Origin of the sequence: Xanthovirga aplysinae, from assembly GCF_009711365.1 — a bacterium.
GTDB lineage: Bacteria > Bacteroidota > Bacteroidia > Cytophagales > Cyclobacteriaceae > Xanthovirga > Xanthovirga aplysinae.
The window spans coordinates 1-230 of sequence record NZ_SMMB01000279.1; the positions used below are offsets into that span (position 1 = coordinate 1).

Annotated in this window: 1 protein-coding gene; it reads right to left on the reverse strand. The window is 35.7% G+C overall.

Translation table 11 applies throughout. The features are described from left to right. Positions 1–230: hypothetical protein (locus tag E1171_RS23325; RefSeq protein WP_187696132.1), on the reverse strand; the 230-nt coding region annotated here is incomplete at both ends.

A 230-nucleotide genomic window follows, 5' to 3' on the forward strand; every position in this document is an offset into this window, starting at 1 on the left:
GAAGTTATGATCATTGTTATTGCCCATGATGAAGTTGTTATCTTCGTTCCTATTACTTTCCCCACCCATTAAAGCTACATCAATCTGGAAGTTTCCATCATTGCGATCTCCTTCAATAATATTATTATCGATTACGGAGTTATCATCTCCAATAATTCCAATGAATTTCCCCTGACGATTCCAATCATTGTTATTCCCAACAATCCGGTTATTACCCTGAATGACATTTT